Raw genomic sequence first — 17,249 nt, 5'->3', positions numbered from 1 at the left:
CCGCCGGGGCGCCTAGACCAGCCCGAGCTCCCGCCGGGCGAAGTCGAGGGCGATCCCGATCGCCCGGTCACGGGTGACCACCGGGTCGTCGAGGGCGACCTGCACCGACAGCCCGTCGAGCAGGGCCGCCCAGGTGACGGAGAAGGTGTCGACGTCGAGGTCGGCGGCCACCTGGCCCTCGTCGATGCCGGCTCGCACGATCCGGCCGATCAGGCCCCGCCACTGCTCGTCGAGGGCACGCCGGTCGGCGGCCACCTCGGGGTGCCGGAAGGCCTCGTTCCACAGGTCGAACCACAGCCCCCACTGGCCGCGGACCTCGCCCTGACTCTCCTCGGAGAAGGTCAGCTCCACCAGCGTCTCGAGCCGGTCGCGCAGCGACCCCTGGTTGCGGAGCAGCCCCTCGGCGGCGGCGTAGAAGCCGGTCTCCGAGTCACGCAGCGCCGCGATCAGCAGCGCCTCCTTGGTCTGGAAGTAGTAGACGACCAGCGCGGGGCTGATGCCGACCCGGGCTGCGACGTCGGCGATCCGGGTGCGGGCCAGCCCGCGCTCGGCGATCAGCTCGGCGGCCGCCTCGAGCATCTGGGCGCGGCGGGAGTCCTGGGCAACCTCGCCCGGCTCGGCTGACGCCGCAGCCGGCGCCGGAGACTTCGCCATGGTGCCTCTCTCGTCGTGAGCACGATGTGGCGCTACCGTACTCGTCGTCGGCCCTTGAACGGTCAGTCAGGATGATCCCGCCATGAGACGTACGCCGCTCGACCGGCTGCTCACTCCCACCTCGGTGGCCGTCGTCGGCGCCTCCGCGCGCCCCGGCTCCTTCGGCGAGCGGCTGGCGATCGAGGCGCTGCGCAGCGCCGGGGTGTCGCGGGTCGACCTGATCCACCCGCAGCACGCCGAGGTGCAGGGCCGGCGTACGACGCCCACGCTCGGCGACCTCGACCACGCGCCCGACCTGGTGCTGATGGGGGTGCCCGACCGGGTGATCCCCGAGCAGCTCGCGGCCGCGGCCGCCGCCGGCGCCGGTGGCGCCGTCGTCTTCGGCAACGTGCCCGGGCTGGCCGCGGACGTGCGCCGGGCGGCCGAGGGCCTGGCGCTCTGCGGCGCCGGCTGCATGGGGTTCGTGAACCCGGTGGCGGGCGTGCGAGCCATCGGCTACCTCGAGCGCGACCCGATCCCGGCCGGCTCGATCGCCCTGGTCACCCACTCGGGCTCGCTGTTCTCCGCGATGCTGCGCACCCACCGGCGGTTGGAGTACGCGCTCGCCGTCTCCTCCGGGCAGGAGCTGGGGCTGACCGCGGGCGACTACCTCTGCTGGGCCCTGGAGCGGGAGGAGACCCGGGTCGTCGGCCTGTTCCTCGAGACGATCCGCGACGCCGGCTCGCTCCGCCGCGGACTGGCACTGGCCCTGGAGCGGGACGTGCCCGTCGTGGCCCTGACCGTCGGCGCGTCGTCGGCGGGCCGGGCGTTGGTCACCGCGCACTCCGGGGCGATCGCCGGTGACGACGCCGGCTGGGAGGCCCTGTTCGCGTCGTACGGCGTGCACCGGGTGCGCGACGTCGAGGAGCTGGTCGACACCCTCGAGCTGTTCGCCGTGGGCCGTCGGCTCCGACACCGGTCGGCGGGCATCGCGACGGTCCACGACTCCGGCGCCGAGCGGACGCTGGTCGCCGACATCGGCGAGGCCGAGGACGTCCCCTTCGCGGCCCTGGCCGACGAGACGGTGGCCCGGCTGGGTGAGCTGCTCGACGACGGGCTCGTGGTCGCCAACCCGGTGGACGTCTGGGGTCGCGGCGCCGACACCGAGGAGCTGTTCACTGCCGCCCTCGACGCGGTCGCCGACGACGACGGCGTCGACGTGGTGGCCCTGGCGGTCGACCTGGTCGAGGAGTACGACGGCGACGAGTCCTACCCCCACGCGGCGGCCCGGGTGCACGCCACCACCGACAAGCCCGTGGTCGTGCTCTCCGCCGTGCCGGCCGCGATCCACCAGCCCCGGGCCGCACAGCTGCGGGAGGCCGGCATCCCGGTGCTGGAGGGCGCCCGCTCGGGACTGCGGGCGCTCGGCCACCTGCGCGACCACGCGGACCCGCCGAGGTTGCCGGCGGCCTCCTCCGGCCCCGCCGGATCGGTGCCGGAGCCCACCGGTTGGCGCGACGCCGTGACGACGCTGGGCCTGCTGGCGGCCTACGGCGTCTCGGTCGTCACGACGCTGGCCGCGAGCGACGAGGACGGCGCGGTGGCCGCCGCCGAGGTCGTGGGCTACCCCGTGGTGCTCAAGACCGACGAGCCGGGGATCAACCACCGCGCCCGGCTGGGCGGCGTCGTGGTCGGCGTGCCGGACGAGCCGTCGCTGCGGGCGGTCTACTCACGGCTGCGCGAGGCCCTCGGCTCCCGCGTCGTCGTGCAGCCGATGGTGACCGGCCAGGCGGAGTACGCCCTCGGCGTCGTCCCCGACCCACAGCTCGGCCCCCTGGTGCTGGTCGCCCACGGTGGCAGCCTGATCGAGGAGCTGGGCTCGCGTGCGCTGGCCCTGCCCGAGGCCGTGCTCGCCGACCCGGCCCGGTTGGTCACCAGGCTGGGCGGCGTCCTCGACGCCGCCGTCCAGCCACTCGCCGACGCCGCCGCGGCCGTCGCCCGGCTCGCACTCGACCACGCCGGCTGGCTGGCCGCGCTCGACGTCAACCCGCTGATCCTCACCGCTGACGGCCTGGTCGCCGTCGACGCGCTGGTGGAGTAGCGCCTGGGACTCGGACGAGCGTGGGTCGCCGTCGTTTCCCATCTCCCGCGCCCGTGTGGTGGGTGAGTGCCTCGTCGAGCGCGCACTAACCCACCAGAACGGCGCACCAGTAGGGCCAAGCCGCAACCAACGACACCCGCGGCGACCCGCCGCGGAGCGCCCTCAGGCCTGCTGCGGGAAGGGCAGCGCGATCGGGTCGGCGGCCAGCCGCGAGCGCCCGGAGTCGTCGAAGCGGTCCATGCCGAGGTCGGTGACGTCGACGACCGACGTGGTGCCGGCCAGCGCCAGGTCGGCGGCGGCGCGCGAGACGCCGGGCCCCCACATCATCCCGTGCCCTCCGGCAGCGGCCACCCAGGCACCCGCGACGGGCGACCCGTCGGCCGCCAGCATCGGGCCGAGGATCGGCAGGTGGTCGGGGGTGTAGTCGATGGTCGCGGCCCACTGCCGGCGCAGCCCGAGGTGCGCGGTCACCGGCACCAGCTCGGCCATCCGGGCCCGCATGAGGGCGAAGTAGCCCTGGTCGAAGTCGGCCGCCTCACCGGGCGGCTCGTCGGGGTTCGACATCCCCCAGAGCAGGCCGCCGTCCTCGGGGCGCCAGTAGATCCCCGAGGTCACGTCGAAGACCATCGGCAGCCGCTCGGGAGCGAGATCGGGGTGCGCGGCGGTGACCACCACCTGGTGGCGGGTCCCGCCCGACCAGATCCGCCGCGCACCTGCGGCCGCCCCCACCGCGGCCAGACCGGGACCTCCGGTCAGCACCACTGCGGTGCACCCGACCTCACCCCGAGACGTCTGCACCCCCGTGACCCGTCCACCTTCGGTGAGCAGCCCGGTGAAGGAGGTCCGCTCTCGAACCTGCACGCCACTGGTGGCCAGCACCGTCGCATAGGCCAGCACGTTGCGTGGCGGGTCGATCCATCCGTCGCCGGGGAAGTACGACGCCCCGAGGGTCCGGCCCGGCGCCATCGCCGGGTTGCCGGCGTCGACGTCCTCGGGCTCGACCCACCGGGCGGCGAGCCCGAGGGCGTTCTGCATGGCGATTCGCTCGTGCGCCGCGGCCACCTCGGCCTCGGCGAAGCAGGGCATGTAGTAGCCGGTCGCGACGAACCCCGAGTCGACGCCGTACCGCTCGGCCTGGCCGCGGTAGAACTCCTGGCTCCACATCCCGAGCCGCACCGCGGGCTCGGTGCCGCCCTGGGCGCGCACCATCCCGGCGGCTCGGGAGCTGGCGCCACGGCCGAGCGTGCCGGCCTCGAGGAGCAGCACGGACAGCCCGGCCTCGCGCAGGAAGCAGGCGGCCCAGCCACCCACCGTGCCGCCACCCACGACGACCACATCGACGCCTTCGACGCTCGTCACGGAGCCGACGCTAGGCCTAGACTGAACGGCCAGTCAATCGTTTCGAGGGAGCGCCCATGTACGGCCTGACCGCCGCCGATCTCGCCCTGCAGGCCAAGGCCCGGGCATTCGCCGACGACCTGATCCCCCACGAGGAGTACGCCGAGGCGCACGGCGGCCACCTGCCCGACGGGATGGCCGACCAGCACCGCAAGCGGGCGGTCGCCGACGGCCTCTACGCCACCAACATCCCGGTGGAGCACGGCGGCACCGGCGCCACCTCCCTGCAGCAGGTGCTCGTGCAGGAGCAGGGCGGCCGGGTCACCAACGCCCTCGCCTGGGTGCTCGCGACGCCGCCGGCATGGTGGCCCGAGGTGGCCTCCGACCTCGCCCGCGAGCGTTGGCTCGGGCCGACGGTCCGGGGCGAGAAGACCGAGTGCTACGCCATCACCGAGGAGCACGCCGGCTCCGACGTCAGCGACCTGCAGGCGACCGCGCGTCGCGACGGGGACGACTACGTCGTCGACGGCGAGAAGTGGCACGTGACGTCCTACAACGAGGCGGACTACGTGTTCGTCCAGGCGGTGCTGGTGGGCGGGGAGAACGAGGGCGAGCACGTGCTGCTGGTCGTCGACAAGCCGACGCCCGGCATGGAGGTCGTGCGCACGCCGGCGTACTCCCACACCTTCGCCCACGAGCACCCGATCGTCCGCTTCGACGGAGTGCGGGTCCCGGCGACGCACCTGGTCGGCGCGGAGGGCGACGGGATGCGCTTCTCCTACGAGTGGTTCCGCTTCGAGCGGCTGATGGTCGCGGCGCGCTGTCTGGGGGCAGCGGAGCGGCTGGTCGACGAGATGTCGGCGTTCGCCGCCGGCCGGATCGTGGGCGGTGAGCCGCTGGCCTCGCGGCAGCTGGTGCAGGGGATGCTCGCCGACTCGCTGACCGAGCTGTTCGCGGCGCGGTCGCTGGTCTACGAGGTGGCGCGGGGTCTCGACGAGGCGTCCTCGCTGGCCGGTGCGGAGGCCGAGGAGGCCCGCAAGGTCGCCCACGGCCGCTGCTCGATGGCCAAGCTGTATGCCTCGGAGATGGCCGGCCGGGTGGCCGACCGGGCCGTGCAGGTCTTCGGTGGCCGCGGCTACATGCGCGAGAACGTCGCGGAGCGCTTCTCCCGCGAGCTGCGCGTCGAGCGGATCTGGGAGGGCGCCTCCGAGCTGCAGCGGGTGATCGTGGCCGACCAGCTGGTGAAGCGGGGGCGCTCTGCGTTGGTGGGGTGACGGGTGGGGCTGCTTCACCACGTTCACCTGGTACGACCGCACTTCGCACGGCGAACTCACCGTGCGAAGTGCGTCTTCGCCTACCCAGCATGGTGAAGCAACAACCCCCTCAGCCACCGCTCCGGACCGAACCGCGGGGCCGCGCTCCACGTAGTGACTACCGTGGACGTGGTGACGCCCGTCGTGCGGTGGGCCCTGGTGGTCGCGCTGGCAGCGTTGCTGGTGGGGGTGCCGACGGCGGTCGCCCATCGGCCGGCCGACGACGCCCCGATCTCCGCCGAGCAGCTGCGCGAGCAGGTCGCGGCGGCCGCGAGCACGGCGTACTCCGGCTACGTCGAGACCCAGGGCAACCTGCCGCTGCCCGACGCCCGCGGCTTCGGCGAGGTGACCTCGCTGTTCGCCGGACCGTCGCGGCTCCGCGTGTGGTGGCGCACCCCGACGTTCTGGCGGGTCGACGTGCTCGACCCGACCGGTGAGACCGACACGGTCAAGATCGGCGACCGCCTCACCCGCTGGGTGTACGACGGCCAGGAGGTGACCGAGTACGCCGATCCGGTCGCGCGCCTCCCACGCGCCTCCGACGTCGTCCCACCCGCGCTGGCGCGACAGGCGCTCGCGGGCGTGACCGACGAGGAGCTGAGCCGGCTGCCCGCCGCCCGGGTCGCCGGCCGGGACGCCCTGGGGCTGCGGGTCACGCCGAGCACCCCGGGCTCCACGGTGGGCCACGTCGACCTCTGGAGCGACCGGGAGACCGGGTTGCCGCTGCGCGTGGAGCTCTTCGGCGTCGGCGCCGTGCGGCCGTCGTTCCGCAGCGAGCTGGTCACCGTCGACCTGACCCTCCCGACGCCCGACGACATCGCCTTCGAGCCGCCGCCGGGGGCCGACGTCCACCGGGGCGACACCCTCGACCTCGCCGACGGCGCCGACCGGTTCGCGCCCTACACCTTCCCCGCGGAGCTGGCCGGCCTGCCGCGGAGCTCCGACGAGCAGCGCGGGGTCGGCGTCTATCGTCGCGGGCCGACCTGGCTGATCGCGATGCCGATGCTCGAGCGGGTGGCCGAGCCGCTCAAGGACCAGCTCCGGGTCACCCCCGGCTCCACCGAGGACGCGCGCGGGACCTTCGCGACCCTCGGCCCGCTGTCGGTGCTGGTGACCTCGCACGACGGCTTCGACTCCCACACCCTGCTCGCCGGCACCGTCACCCCCGACACCCTGCGCCGCGCCGCCCGCACCCTGGCCGACGGCGGCTACGTCATCGCCCCGGACGGTGGCCGGTGATCCGCACCCGAGGACTCACCAAGCGCTACGGCGCGGTGCAGGCCGTCGACGACCTCGACCTCGACGTCGCGGAGGGCGAGATCTACGGCTTCCTCGGCGCCAACGGGTCGGGCAAGACGACCACCGTCCGGATGCTGCTCGGCCTGGTGCTGCCGACGGAGGGCTCGGTGGAGCTGCTCGGGCAGGCGATACCCCAGCACGCGCGGGCGGTGCTGCCGCAGGTCGGCGCCCTGGTCGAGGGCCCGGCGGCCTACCCGTCGATGTCGGGCCGCGCCCACCTGGCGGCTGTCGACGCGATGGGCCCCTCGCGGGGCCGGGCCAGCCGGGGCGCGCGGATCGAGGAGGCGCTGGAGCGGGTCGGCCTGGCCGGCGTCGACCGCCGGCCGGTGCGCGCCTACTCCCTCGGCATGCGTCAGCGGCTCGGTCTGGCCCAGGCGCTGCTCGGCCGGCCTCGGCTGCTGGTGCTCGACGAGCCGACCAACGGGCTGGACCCCCAGGGCATCCACGAGATCCGGACGCTGCTCACCCAGCTGCACGCCGACGGGACCACGATCTTCCTGTCCAGCCACCTGATCGCCGAGGTGGAGCAGCTCTGCACCCGCATCGGCGTCCTCGACCGGGGCCGGATGGTGCTGCAGGAGCGCGTCGCCGACCTGGACCGGTCGACCGGGCGCTACCGGATCGAGACGCCCGACGTCGGTCGCGCGCTCGCGCTCCTCGACGGTGTCGTGGACAGCGTCGTCGACGGGCCGGACGGCGGCGCGCTGCTGGCCCGCCTCTCCGACCCGGCGGCGACGAACGCCCGGCTCGTGCGCGAGAGCATCCGGGTGACCGCCCTGGAGCCCGAGCGACGCACCCTGGAGGAGATCGTGCTCGACGTCATCGCGCGCGGCGCGGGCGGATCGGGCTCGCCGGCCCAGCCCCGCGTCGCCCGGCTGCCCGACGACGGGGACGACCTCCACGAGGGCTTCCAGGACGGGTTCGACGACGACGGGTTCGACGACGACGGTCCCGGTGGCGTGCGTGAGGTGCTGACGTGATCCGGGTGGAGCTGCGCCGGCTGGTGCGGAGTCGGCGGACCTGGGTGACGATCCTGATGATCGACGCGCTCCCCGTGCTGGTCGCCGTACTCCTGGCCTGGACCGACCTCGGCCCCCGGCCCGGGACCGGCCCGGCCTTCCTCTCGGCGGTGCTGACCGACGGCAAGCTCTTCCCGCTGGCGGCGCTCGGCATCGTCGTGCCGCTGCTGCTGCCGATCGCGGTCTGCCTGATGGCCGGCGAGACGGTCGCCGGCGAGGGCCAGCTCGGGACGCTGCGCTACGTGCTGATCCGTCCCGTCGGCCGGACCCACCTGCTGGTGGCGAAGCTGGTGTCGATCGTGGCATTCGCGGTGCTGGCGGTCGCCGTCGTCGCGGCCACGGCGTACGTCGTCGGGCTGGGGTTGCTCGGCAACGCCAGCCAGGCCGTCAGCAGCGTCTCGGGGACCACGCTGACCGGCCGCGAGCTGGCCCTGCGGACGCTGCTGGCGCTGGCCTACGCGATCCTGTCGATGCTGGGCGTCGCCTCGATCGCGCTCTTCCTGTCGACGGTGGTGCGCTCGCCGCTGGCCGCCGCGCTGGGCGCGCTCGGGCTGCTGGTCGCGTCGACGCTGCTGCTCACCCTCGACGCCGCCGACGTGCTCAAGCCGTGGCTGCCGACGCGCTACTGGCTGGCGTTCGTGGACCTGTTCCGGGACCCGATCCACTGGCGGGACGTGGTGCGCGGCTCGTTGCTGCAGCTGGGCTACCTGGTGGTGTTCCTCGGCGCGGCCTGGGCCAACTTCGTCACCAAGGACATCACCGACTGACCGGACGGTCGCGGCTCAGCCCGCGCGGCACACGGCGCCGGTCGGTGCCGACACCGCGGTGTCGTCGAGGGCGGCGACGACGATCCGACGACGGCCCCCGCCTGCGGCATCTGCCCGTGGCTCAGCGTCAGGTCGGGGCAGATGTCCTGCATCCGGATGTCGAGCGCGCCGTCGAGCACCGCCGAGTCGGGCGGGGTCACCGTCTGGTCGTCGGCCGACCAGAGCGAGACCCAGGTCGGACCGGCCGGCGTCTCGTCGCCCGCGTTGAGCCGGCGCAGCAGGTCGCTGTCGGGGGCGAGCTGCTGACAGCCGACCGGGCAGGCGTCGGGAGCGAGGCCGGCGGCCAACAGCGCGACCTGGGTGCCGTGGTGGGGGGAGCTGATCGTGACCACCCGCCGGGCGACCGGTGCGCCGTCGTCGAACCGGACCCACCACCGGGCCACCACTCCGCCCGCGGAGTAGCCGACCACGTCCACGCTGTCGGCACCCGACGACGCCATCGCCCGGTCGGCGACCTCCCCAGCCGGGTCGCCTGGTCGCGCAGGTCGCCGCGGCCGTCACCGATCAGCCTGACGATCTCGACGGTCCGGCCGGCCTGCCGCAGGGCGCGCGAGGTTCTGCAGACCGGACTCGTCGCCGCCGTACCCCGGCACCAGGAGGACGGGCCCCTCCCCCTGGGTGGCCACCGCCGGCTCGGGCCCGCGCTGCGCGAGCACCGCGACGACGATCGCGAGGGCCGCGACCACCGCGGCCGCGACCAGCCCCAGGGCCAGCCGCCGGCGCTGCGGGGAGAGCGCGTCGAACACGTGGCCATCCTGGCACCGCCGGCCAACCGGGTCGGCGGGGGTGGACCGCCCACCCTGTGGCCAACCCGACTGCAGCGGGGAGCGGATGGCCCTATCGTCTCCGCATGGACTGGAGCGGCTACGACGCGGCGCTGTTCGACCTCGACGGCGTGGTGACGCCGACGGCCGAGGTGCACATGCGGGCCTGGGACGTGATGTTCAACGGCTTCCTGGGCGACCACGAGGGTCAGCCGCCCTACACCGAGGCCGACTACTTCTCCTATGTCGACGGCAAGCCCCGCTACGACGGCGTCGCGTCGTTCCTGGAGTCGCGCGGGATCACCCTCCCCCACGGCGACCCGGCCGACCTTCCGGACCGGGAGACGGTCTGTGGGCTGGGCAACCGCAAGAACGACGCCTTCCGGCAGGTCCTGCGCGACGAGGGCGTCCAGCCGTACGCCGGCTCCGTCAGGCTGCTCGACGCCCTCCGTGAGCGGGGCGTCCCGATGGCGATCGTGTCGTCGTCGCGCAACGCCCCCGAGGTGCTCGCCGCGGCCGGCGTGGCGTCGTACTTCCCGGTCGTGATGGACGGCCGGGTGGCCAGCGAGCGCGGCCTCGCCGGCAAGCCGGCGCCCGACACCTTCCTGGCCGCGGCCGCCGACCTGGGCGCCGACCCCGCCGCCAGCGTGGTGCTCGAAGACGCGCTGAGCGGCGTGGCGGCCGGCCGGGCCGGCGCGTTCGGGCTGGTCGTCGGGGTCGACCGCGGCGTCGGAGCGGCGGCGCTCACCGACGCCGGCGCCGACGTCGTCGTCGACGACCTGGAGGGGCTGCTGTGAGGCCCTACGCGCCGATCACCGGCGACCCGATCGACCGCAGCCGGTTCCCGGTCGACGAGTGGGCGCTGGAGGAGACCCGGTTCAGCGCCGAGGACCTCGGCGTCACCGAGTCGCTGTTCAGCGTGGGCAACGGCTACCTCGGGCTCCGCGGCAACTACTCCGAGAGCCGCGACGCCCACGTCGACGGCACGTTCATCAACGGCTTCCACGAGACCTGGCCGATCCTGCACGCCGAGGAGGCCTTCGGGCTGGCGCGCATCGGCCAGAACATCGTCAACGTGCCCGACGCCAAGGTGATCCGGCTCTATGTCGACGACGAGCCGCTGGAGCTGTCGAGCGCCGACCTCCTGGAGTACCGCCGCCGCCTCGACTTCCGCACCGGCGTCCTCACCCGCGACCTGGTCTGGCGCACGCCCAGCGGCAAGCGGGTCAAGGTCGCCAGCCGACGGATCGTGTCGTTCACCCAGAAGCACGTCGCCGCCATGCAGTTCGAGGTCACCCTGCTCGACGGCCGCGCGCCCGTGCAGATCTCCTCCCAGCTGGTCAACCGTCAGGACCGCGACCTCGAGCACCCGGCCATCGAGACCCCGGCCGGCACCATCGCCGACCCGCGCAAGGCCGAGAAGCTCGGGCGCCGGGTGCTGCTTCCGCAGGTCTCCAGCACCGACGAGGAGACCGGGCGCATCCGGCTGGGCTACCGCTGCGCCGAGAGCGGCATGACGCTCGGCGTCGCCGTCGACCACACCCTGCAGGCACCGGTCGAGGTGTCGACGCAGGCACACAGCGCCGACGACGAGGGCAAGGTGATCTACCGCCTCCATCTCGAGGCCGGCCAGACGCTCAAGCTCACCAAGCAGGTCAGCTATCACACCGCCCAGCGGGTGCCCGCCCGCGAGCTGCTCGACCGGTGCGAGCGGACGCTGGACCGGGTCGCCGAGGAGGGCATCGAGCGGCTCTACGCCGACCAGGAGGCCTGGCTGGCGGCGTTCTGGAAGCGGTCCGACGTCCGCATCCCCGGCCAGCCCGCGCTGCAGCAGGCGGTCCGCTGGAACCTCTTCCAGGTGATGCAGGCGGCCGCGCGCGCCGAGGACCAGGGCATCTCCGCCAAGGGCGTCACCGGGTCGGGCTACGGCGGCCACTACTTCTGGGACACCGAGGTCTACGTCCTGCCGTTCCTCACCTACGCCTCGCCCTACGCCGCCCGCAACGCGCTGCGCTTCCGCTACCAGCTGCTCCCGCACGCCCGCCGGCGCGCACGCGAGGTCTCCCAGGAGGGAGCCCTCTTCGCCTGGCGCACCATCAACGGTCACGAGGCGTCGGCGTACTACGCGGCCGGCACCGCGCAGTACCACATCGACGCCGACATCTGTTATGCCATCAGCCAGTACGTCGACGCCACCGGCGACACCGACTTCCTCTGGCGCGAGGGCGTCGACATCCTCGTCGAGACCGCGCGGCTGTGGGCCGACCTCGGCTTCTGGCGGCGCGACGACGGCACCTCGAGCTTCCACATCCACGGCGTCACCGGGCCCGACGAGTACACCACCGTCGTCAACGACAACATGTTCACCAACACGATGGCCCGCTTCAACCTGCGCCGCGCCGCCGAGGCGGTGCACGAGATCCGCGAGGGCGACCCGGAGGCCTACGCCTCGCTGGTGCGGCGCACCGGACTCACCGAGGACGAGGTCGTCGAGTGGGCCGCCGCGGCCCAGGGCATGACGATCCCCTTCGACGAGAAGGTCGGCATCCACCCGCAGGACTCCCGGTTCCTCGACCGTGAGATGTGGGACCTCGAGAACACACCGGTCACCTCCCGGCCGCTGCTCCTGCACCACCACCCGTTGGTGATCTACCGCTTCCAGGTGCTCAAGCAGGCCGACGTGGTGCTGGCGCTGTTCCTGCAGAGCGAGGAGTTCAGCGCCGAGGAGAAGCTCGCCGACTTCCGCTACTACGACCCGATCACCACCGGCGACTCGACGCTGTCGGCGATGGTGCAGTCGATCATGGCGGCCGAGGTGGGCTACCACGAGCTGGCGATGCAGTACTTCCTGCAGGCGCTCTACGTCGACCTGACCGACCTGCACGCCAACACCGCCGACGGTGTCCACGTCGCCTCGGTCGGCGGGGTCTGGTGCGCGCTGGTCAACGGCTTCGGCGGGTTCCGCGCCAAGGGGCGCGGGCACTGGTCCTTCGAGCCGCGGCTCCCCGACCAGTGGGAGGCGCTCGACTATCGCCTCACCCTCCACGGCACCCGGATCGGCGTGCTGCTCACCCGCGACGAGGTCCGGTTCGAGATCGAGGACGGTCCCGGCCCGGTGTCGGTGCACGTGCGCGACGTCGAGTACGTCGTCGAGCGCGGCACCGTGACCGTCGTACCCCTCCCCGACCAGGGTCCGCGGATCGAGGGACAGCCTCCCAACCCGGCCGGCACCGTGCGCGCCGACGGGACCGTCATCTCCGCCACCGTCCCCCACGCCGACTGACGCTGCCCGCGCCCGGCCCTCGCCCGGCCCGGGTCGTGTGTCTCAGCCGTCGTCGTCACCGCGGGCGCGGACACACGACACCGCCTGTGCGCCCACGGCCACGCCCCGTACGGCGGGGCCGGTCGAACCCACCTCCCCGCCGGCCGGCCGGCGCGCACCCCAGGACGTCATACGGATCGCTCGCCCCGGCGCGCGTCGTGGATGACGTCCCGACCGGCGAGGCACCGAGTCGGCCCATCCCAGACTCGCTGAACGGGCCGACTCGCTTCGGGGTGGCGCCTGGACCGACGGACGATGACGTCCGCGACGCGGCGGCAACCGGGCGCTCAGTGGACGACGGGCGCGTCCCCGGGTGCGTGGTGGGGCAGGGCCGCTGCGGCGAGCACCGCGAGTGCCATGCACGCGGCGACCGCGAGCAGCACGACCTCGTAGGCCGGGGCGAACACGTCGACCGGCAGCACCCGGCCCTGACGCTGGGCCACCGTGAAGAAGAGCGTGCCGAGGCCGGCGACACCGACGGCGGCGGACAGCTGGGTCGTGGTGTTGAACAGGCCCGACGCGGCACCCGCGTGGCTGACCGGCACGTCGGCGACGGTGAAGAGGCCGATCGGCGCGACCATCAGGCCGAAGCCGGCTCCGGTGACCACCATGGCCGGGATGAACCACCACCAGGACGTCTCGGGCGTCGCCGCGTGGACCACGACCCCGGTGAGCAGCACGCCGGCCGCGAGCACGACGGCGCCGTACTGCAGGACCCGGCGGCCGATGCGCTGCGCCAGCACGGTGACACCGACCCCGGCGCAGACGGAGGTGACGACGGCGAAGGGCACGCCGACCAGGCCGGACTTCAGCACTGACCAGCCCAGGCCGATCTGGAAGTACAGCGTCTGGGCCAGGAAGTAGGCCGGCATCGAGACGAAGAGCCCGAGCATGACGGCGGAGCCGGCGGAGAAGGAGCGGATGCGGTAGAGGCTGACGGGGACCAGCGGCTCGCCGCCCCGGCGCTCGTGGCGGTGCTGGCTCTGCGCGAACCGGGCGAGCACGACCACGCCGATCGCCATGGTGACGAAGACCCACAGCGGCCAGCCCTGCTCGCGGCCCATCGTCAGCGGGTAGAGCACGGCGAGCAGGCCGGCACCCAGGGTGAGCACGCTCACCAGCGCGAGGTCGGGCCGGCGGTCGGAGCGCGACTCGGGCACGAACCTGGCGGCGGCGACGATCGCCAGCAGGCCGACCGGCACGTTGACCAGGAAGATGGGGCGCCACCCGGAGCCGGCGATGTCGGCGCTGGTGAGCACGGCGCCGAGGATCGGGCCCACCACGACGGCCAGGCCGGCCAGGCCGGTGAAGGCACCCATCGCCCGGCCACGCTCCTCGGGCGGGTAGAGCACCTGGATGTTGGCCATCACCTGCGGGATCATCGCGGCCGCGCCGAGGCCCTGCAGGGCGCGGAACACCACCAGCGCGTCGGCGGTGGTGGCCAGGCCGCAGGCCGCCGACGTCAGGGTGAACGCGGCCAGGCCGATCAGGAAGAGGCGCTTGCGGCCGAAGGCGTCCCCGAGGCGGGAGCCGGTGATCAGGGCGACGGCGAAGGCCAGGGGATAGGCCGCGACCACCCACTGCAGCTGGGTGGCCGAGGCGTCGAGGTCGCGCTCGATGGTCGGCAGCGCGACGTTGACGATCGTGGTGTCGATCAGCTCCATCATCGAGGCGAGCAGCAGGCTGATCAGGGCCGCGGTGCGGCCGGCATGGCCGGTCGGCGCGGCGGTCGCGGCCGGCGCCGGGGAGAGGTCGGTGGCGGACATCGTGGCTCCTCTGGTGGGTTCCTGGGACGCCTCCCACGCTAGAGATCGCTCCGGTCACTTTCTGACCGGAAGGAGAACTAGTCTGGGCCCATGGCCAACACGAGCTCCCGCACCCTGCGCCTCCTGTCGCTGCTCCAGACCCACCGGTTCTGGTCGGGCGAGGAGCTGGCGGGGCGGCTCGAGGTCTCCGAGCGGACGCTGCGCCGCGACATCGAGCGGCTGCGCGACCTCGGCTATCCGGTGCGCTCGACGCGCGGCACCGACGGCGGCTACCAGCTCGCGGCCGGCGGTGCGATGCCGCCGCTGGTGGTCGACGAGGACGAGGCGATCGCGCTGGTCGTCGCGCTCGGCGGCTCGGCCTCGGTCTACGCCGGCACGCTGGCGGAGTCCTCCCTCTCGGCGCTGGCCAAGGTGATGCAGGTGCTCCCCGCCCGGTTGCGCCACCGGGCCGAGTCGCTGCGTACGGCGACCGTGGAGTCGCCGTTCAGCCAGGCGCCCGAGGTGGAGGCCGGCGTGCTCGCGACCGTCGCGCAGACGATCCGCGACCACGAGCGCCTCCGCTTCTCCTACACCGCCCGCGGGGGCGCCGAGCCGGGGCAGTCGCGCGAGCGCTACGTCGAGCCGCACCAGCTGGTCACGGTCGGCCGGCGGTGGTACCTCCTGGCCTTCGACGTCGAGCGCGACGACTGGCGCTCCTTCCGGCTCGACCGGCTCAGCGACCCGGCCGGGTCGAAGTGGACCTTCCGGCCCCGGAGGTGCCGGGCGGCGATGCGGCGGCGTACGTCCGCGCCGGCCTCTCGCGCGGCGAGCGACACCGGGTCGTGGTCGAGGTCGAGGCGAGCCGGGACTACGTCGAGGGTCGGATCGGCCCCTGGTCGCGGGTGCTGGAGGAGCGTGACGGCCGCTGCCTGCTGGAGATCGAGGCGCCCAACCCGCGCTGGGTCGCCTTCGGGCTCGGCGTGCTCGAGGCGCCGGTGACGCTGGTCGAGGTGCCCGACCAGGTCACCGAGACGCTGCGGGAGTGGGGCGACCGGCTGAGCCGGATGAGCGCCTGACCCGCCTCAGGCTGCGGTCGCGACCGAGGGGGTGGGGGTCAGCGCGTCGGCGTCGTCATCCACCGGCGGCTGGTCCGGGGAACCGCCCGCCGCGGCGCCACGGATCAGCAGTGCGGTCAGCACGCTGATCGCGGCGGCGGTGGCGATGCCACCGGACACGATCCCTCCGGCCAGCTGGTCCTTGGCACTCTGCAGCAGCCAGGTGAAACCCTCCACCGCGGTCAGCGCCCAGGTCGCGGGCGACACGGCGGCCAGCGAGATGACCCGCCAGACGCCGACCGCCTGCGGGGTGTAGGTCAGCAGCGAGCCGAGGCCGAGGATCGGGCCGAGCAGCGCCAGATCGACCACCGCGAGCAGGCCGAGGGTCGCGGCCCAGCCGACCGGCAGCCACCACGACCGCTTCGGCGCGATCTGGGGCAACGCCAGCGCGACGATGGCGTACCACACCAGCGAGGCCACCAGGTTGGCGGCGAGCAGACCCCAGGCGTGCTCCCACGCGAGGTAGCCGCTCCAGGCGGTGTAGTTGACGGTCCCGAACAGCAGCGCGGTGCCGGACAGGCCGGCGGGGTGGCCGACCTTGACCAGGCGCACCAGCTGGGGCACGCAGAGCACGACGCTGGAGACGGTGAGGGCAAGCAGAAGCAGCGCGGACAGGGCCGCGTCGAGGAAGGCAGACATGGCAGGCTCGAGCCGGCCTGACGGGGCCGGCACCGGTCGAAGTGGATGACAGATGGGTGGCGACATGGCCTGCGCGGGCCGCTCGCTGCGGCCGTTGCCGACCCCCAGATGCCGTCGTACTTCGCCCCGGTCGGGGCCCTCGAAGTCGTACCTCTCGTGGTGGAATCGCCGAGGGAGACGCTACGCGACGCGGGCCTCCGCGGACGATTCCGCGGGCCTCTTCCGCGGTGTGATCTAGACCAAAGCGGTGGTGATCGCAGCGGCCCGCCACCCGCGTGCATGTGATGGGATGCCGGCATGACCAGCAACCTCGACTGCCTCGGTCTCGGTGTCGCCGACGGTGACGCGCTGTCGGCCCTCATCCAGCGGATGTGGCCGGCCATGGAGGAACAGGCGATGACCGGGGGGACGACCACACTGCGGTGGACCGACCCGAGCGGCGCGCGGCTGACGGTGGGCGTGACGGCCGAGGGCGAGCCCGCCGACCTCGTGCCGTCGTACGCCGGCGTGCCGGGGGTCCGCTTGTCGGGGCTGACCCTCGCCGACGACCAGGGCACCGTCAGCGCCGACGTCGTCGACGAGGACGGCGAGCTCTGCACCCGCCTCGCCGGCGACCTCGAGCAGTGGCGGACGCTGGTGGGGGCGGCGGAGTCGGCGGCCGGACTGGCCTGCGTGACGGCCCTGGGGCTCGACGTGACGGTCCACGCCGACGAGGCGGCCTTCGCGGCCTCCGACGCGAGCGTGATGGGCGACCCCGCGGCCCCGCGCCCCGACGACCTGGACCCCGACAGCCCTTGGCCGGTGCGCCAGGCTGCGGAGTCCTTCTTCCCCTACGGACTGTTCGGGGACACCCCCCATGCGCACGCCGGCGTGGCCGGTCGGGTGCTCACCGCGGACACCCGGGTCGTCGAGCTGACCGGCCAGGCGTTCCACGCCGTGCGGCTGTCGCTGGCGAGCCTGGGGATGGAGCTGGACCTGTGCTTGGCCGCGGCCGACCACCCCGCGCCGCCGGTGCCCGGCAACATCGTCCACGGCACGGTCTACCTCGTGGTCTCCGTCGACGGGCTCTGGAGCCCGCCGGAGCCCGAGCCGCGCCGGCGCTGGTTCGGGCGACGCTGATCGGCCCCCGCCGAC

General features: G+C 73.8%; 15 protein-coding genes. 9 read left to right on the top strand and 6 right to left on the bottom strand.

Annotated features, from left to right (window positions below):
* Positions 1–12: 12 nt before the first annotated feature.
* Positions 13–654, bottom strand: a complete 642-nt coding sequence (locus R2740_RS13225) for a TetR/AcrR family transcriptional regulator (RefSeq protein ID WP_371303153.1) — start codon at positions 652–654, stop codon at positions 13–15.
* Positions 655–736: 82 nt separating this feature from the next.
* Here R2740_RS13225 and R2740_RS13220 point away from each other — a divergent pair, with 82 nt between their 5' ends.
* The gene (locus R2740_RS13220) at positions 737–2,734 is read left to right on the top strand and encodes an acetate--CoA ligase family protein (RefSeq protein WP_371303152.1); all 1,998 of its coding nucleotides are present in this window, start codon (positions 737–739) and stop codon (positions 2,732–2,734) included.
* A 162-nt stretch (positions 2,735–2,896) separates the two neighbouring features.
* Here R2740_RS13220 and R2740_RS13215 read toward each other — a convergent pair whose 3' ends face one another.
* Positions 2,897–4,093, bottom strand: coding sequence for an NAD(P)/FAD-dependent oxidoreductase (locus R2740_RS13215; RefSeq protein ID WP_371303151.1), 1,197 nt, complete (start codon positions 4,091–4,093; stop codon positions 2,897–2,899).
* Positions 4,094–4,149: 56 nt separating this feature from the next.
* Here R2740_RS13215 and R2740_RS13210 point away from each other — a divergent pair, with 56 nt between their 5' ends.
* The 4 genes from R2740_RS13210 (at position 4,150) to R2740_RS13195 (ending at position 8,470) form a co-directional block, all read left to right on the top strand.
* Positions 4,150–5,346 carry an acyl-CoA dehydrogenase family protein gene (locus R2740_RS13210; protein ID WP_371303150.1) on the top strand — a complete coding sequence of 399 codons (1,197 nt, stop codon included), beginning with the start codon at positions 4,150–4,152 and terminating at the stop codon, positions 5,344–5,346.
* 171 nt (positions 5,347–5,517) lie between these two features.
* Positions 5,518–6,624 (top strand): hypothetical protein, encoded by a 1,107-nt coding sequence (locus R2740_RS13205; RefSeq protein WP_371303149.1) that lies wholly within the window; start codon positions 5,518–5,520, stop codon positions 6,622–6,624.
* Positions 6,621–7,664, top strand: coding sequence for an ABC transporter ATP-binding protein (locus tag R2740_RS13200; RefSeq protein ID WP_371303148.1), 1,044 nt, complete (start codon positions 6,621–6,623; stop codon positions 7,662–7,664). Before R2740_RS13205 ends, R2740_RS13200 begins: the two co-directional genes overlap by 4 nt.
* Positions 7,661–8,470 (top strand): ABC transporter permease, encoded by an 810-nt coding sequence (locus tag R2740_RS13195; protein ID WP_371303147.1) that lies wholly within the window; start codon positions 7,661–7,663, stop codon positions 8,468–8,470. The genes R2740_RS13200 and R2740_RS13195 overlap by 4 nt, the downstream gene beginning before the upstream one ends.
* Here R2740_RS13195 and R2740_RS13190 read toward each other — a convergent pair.
* Positions 8,407–8,970 carry a lipase family alpha/beta hydrolase gene (locus R2740_RS13190; protein ID WP_371303146.1) on the bottom strand — a complete coding sequence of 188 codons (564 nt, stop codon included), beginning with the start codon at positions 8,968–8,970 and terminating at the stop codon, positions 8,407–8,409. The two genes, R2740_RS13195 and R2740_RS13190, sit on opposite strands and share 64 nt — an antisense overlap.
* Positions 8,971–9,027: 57 nt before the next feature.
* A complete protein-coding gene (locus R2740_RS13185) occupies positions 9,028–9,276 on the bottom strand; it encodes a hypothetical protein (protein WP_371303145.1) in 249 nt (82 codons plus the stop codon).
* A 104-nt stretch (positions 9,277–9,380) separates the two neighbouring features.
* Here R2740_RS13185 and R2740_RS13180 point away from each other — a divergent pair, with 104 nt between their 5' ends.
* Positions 9,381–10,091, top strand: a complete 711-nt coding sequence (locus R2740_RS13180) for an HAD family hydrolase (RefSeq protein WP_371303144.1) — start codon at positions 9,381–9,383, stop codon at positions 10,089–10,091.
* Complete coding sequence (locus tag R2740_RS13175; RefSeq protein ID WP_371303143.1) at positions 10,088–12,577, top strand: glycoside hydrolase family 65 protein; 2,490 nt, start codon at positions 10,088–10,090, stop codon at positions 12,575–12,577. Before R2740_RS13180 ends, R2740_RS13175 begins: the two co-directional genes overlap by 4 nt.
* A gap of 326 nt (positions 12,578–12,903) precedes the next feature.
* Here the strand turns inward: R2740_RS13175 and R2740_RS13170 are convergent, their stop codons facing one another.
* The gene (locus R2740_RS13170; protein ID WP_371303142.1) at positions 12,904–14,382 is read right to left on the bottom strand and encodes an MFS transporter; all 1,479 of its coding nucleotides are present in this window, start codon (positions 14,380–14,382) and stop codon (positions 12,904–12,906) included.
* Positions 14,383–14,472: 90 nt separating this feature from the next.
* On the opposite strand from R2740_RS13170, the gene R2740_RS13165 reads away from it, so the two are divergent.
* Positions 14,473–15,360 carry a helix-turn-helix transcriptional regulator gene (locus tag R2740_RS13165; protein ID WP_371303141.1) on the top strand — a complete coding sequence of 296 codons (888 nt, stop codon included), beginning with the start codon at positions 14,473–14,475 and terminating at the stop codon, positions 15,358–15,360.
* Between the two features lie 83 nt (positions 15,361–15,443).
* Here R2740_RS13165 and R2740_RS13160 read toward each other — a convergent pair whose 3' ends face one another.
* Complete coding sequence (locus R2740_RS13160; RefSeq protein ID WP_371303140.1) at positions 15,444–16,115, bottom strand: hypothetical protein; 672 nt, start codon at positions 16,113–16,115, stop codon at positions 15,444–15,446.
* A 297-nt stretch (positions 16,116–16,412) separates the two neighbouring features.
* On the opposite strand from R2740_RS13160, the gene R2740_RS13155 reads away from it, so the two are divergent.
* Entirely contained in the window at positions 16,413–17,234 is an 822-nt protein-coding gene (locus R2740_RS13155; RefSeq protein WP_371303139.1) for a hypothetical protein, read from the top strand.
* Positions 17,235–17,249: the final 15 nt, after the last annotated feature.

It is taken from the genome of Nocardioides sp. (assembly GCF_041393715.1).
Taxonomy (GTDB): Bacteria; Actinomycetota; Actinomycetes; order Propionibacteriales; family Nocardioidaceae; genus Nocardioides.
The sequence above is the reverse complement of the archived record's forward strand: the minus strand, read 5'-3'. Positions and strand labels throughout refer to the sequence as shown.